A 2,284-nucleotide genomic window follows, 5' to 3' on the forward strand; every position below is an offset into this window, starting at 1 on the left:
ACCCCAACCCGCCCCGAACCACCAGCGGTCTCCGTACGGCGCCCACCCGACCCATTCATGTCACCGGCCTGGTCGCCTCCCGGAGCAGACGGTGGTAGCCCAGCCTGCTGCCCGTACGACGGTCGCCCACCCGGGGCCGCGCTCGGCCCAGTACTAGGCGGAACGCCCAGCTGCCGGCCCTGGGGTCCAACCGGCCCAGCACTCGGCGGAACGCCTAGCTGCCCGCTCTGGGGTCCAACCGGCCCAGCACTCGGCGGAATGCCCGGCCGCCCGCTCTGGGGCCCACCTGGCCCAGCACTCGGCGGAATGCCCGTCCGCCCGCCCTGCGGACCACCAGGTCCGACCTGGGGCCGAGTGCCCGGCTGCTCACCCTGCGGCCCAGCAGACCCGATCACCGGCCAAGAGCCTGGTTGCTGACGCTCCGGACCACCTGGTCCAACGCCCTGTGGAATGCCTGGCTGCCCACCCTGCGGACCACCAGGTCCAACTGACGGCCGGGGCCCTGGCGGCCCCTGGGGACCCGTCGGCCCAGCCGCTGCCGCACTAGGCCCGTACGCAGGTGGCCGACTCTGCACACCAGGCGGCGCAGGCTGACTCGGTGAACCCGAACGCGGGGGCGGCCCATCGTACGGACCGGCTGTCGGCTGTGCACCCTGCCGCGGACCCCCAACAGCAGGACCCCCAACAGCAGGACCCCCAGCCGGCGGAACGCCAAGCTGCGGACCTCCAGCCTGCGGGCGTCCAGTCTGCGGAACCCCCGGCTGCGGACCTCCAGCCTGCGGATGCACGGGTTGCGGCCCACGAACCTGCGGGCCTGCAGCCTGGGGACTTCCGAGCTGCGGATTTACGGGTTGCGGACCTCCAGCATGCGGGCCTGCTCCAGTCTGTGCACCGCCAGGCTGCGCACTGCCAGGCTGCGGGTGGCCAGGGCCGTACGCCGGGCCCGGTGCCGCTCCTTGCCCAGCGCCCTGCCCGAACTGCGGTCCCGACTGTGGTCCGGCCTGAGGCGGATACCCCGGCTGCTGTCCCACCGGCGGAACCGGCCCCTGCTGACCCTGCCCCGGGGAACGCGGCGGCGGAGGTGGCGGCGGTGCAGGAGCAGGCGACTGCCCCATCAACACATCATCCGACCCACCTGACGAAACCGGGGGAGTACCCGGACCACCCGGCGCCCATTGGCCAGCACCGGGGCCACCTGGGACCTGTGACGGAGTACCCGGACCACCTGGGACCTGCGACGGAGTACCCGGACCACCCATGACCGGTGGAGGCGCAACCGGACCACGCGGCATCGGCGGCGTACCAGCTGCGGGTAGCACGGCGTCCGCCGTACCGGACTCGTCCACCAACGGCCCAGGGGGCGGTGGTGGACGGCGTACGGGATCGACCGGCGGTGGTGGTGCGCTGTGCCGGCCAGAACGCTGCGGTGCGGGCGGAGTGTCGTTCTCGTTGTCAGCCAACGTTGATTCCCTTGTAGGCCTGGCTTTCGGCCGCCTTCAGATCCGGACGGTTGGTGGGGACGTCGCTGATGTACGCGACGGCCGTCCCGTCCCCGAGGTCGAAGACGGCCACTGTCAGGGTAAGCACCCGGGCGGTCACTTTGGCCGACTTGGCGGTCACCGTCTGCTGGACGTACCAGCCTGACTTGTCCGACCGCTTCACCTGGCCGTTCATCCCCGGCTTCCGGGTGATCGCGATCCCGCCGTACAGCGACGCCGGCACCTCGTTCGCCAGGGCCAGCGCGGTCGCCTTCGGATCCCCGCCGTAGCGCGCTTGGTTGCCCAGGGCACCGACAAAGATGTTCGCGTACCAGTTGTTGGTCCCGTCGAACTTCTGCTGCAGTACGACGTACTGCCCGCTCGAGTCGAGCAGTTGGGGCACCAGCCGCTTGCGGTCCGACCACAACCCGGTACGGCGCGGGAACGAGATCGCGGTCGACGCGATCCGCTCGCCTTCGTGCAGCTTGGGGTTCTTCGACTCACCGGGCTTGGTCGCGCCGGTGGGCTGGTTCGTGGGCTGATTGGTCGGTGGCGGGGGAGTGGGATCCGCCTTCTTGTCGCCGGGGTTCACGATCAGGAAGATCGCGGCGACCACCAGCATCACCAGCGCGATTCCACCGGCGACGATCAGCGGTAGCTTCGCACCCAATGACCCGCCACCGCCGCCGGACGACTTCTTCTTCGCGCTCCCACCAGACTTCTTGGACGGCTTGCCTCCGCCCCGACCGGAACCACCGGTCCCCGGCCCAGCACCCCATCCGCCGGCCTGCTGCCCGCCACCCCAC

1 protein-coding gene is annotated in these 2,284 nt (G+C 71.1%); it reads right to left on the reverse strand.

What is annotated here, in order from left to right; genetic code table 11:
• Nucleotides 1–1,452: 1,452 nt before the first annotated feature.
• On the reverse strand, nucleotides 1,453–2,284 hold an 832-nt coding region (locus E1261_RS45775), incomplete at its 5' end, for a hypothetical protein (protein ID WP_202875482.1).

The organism is Kribbella albertanoniae, assembly GCF_004348455.1.
Taxonomy (GTDB): domain Bacteria; phylum Actinomycetota; class Actinomycetes; order Propionibacteriales; family Kribbellaceae; genus Kribbella; species Kribbella albertanoniae.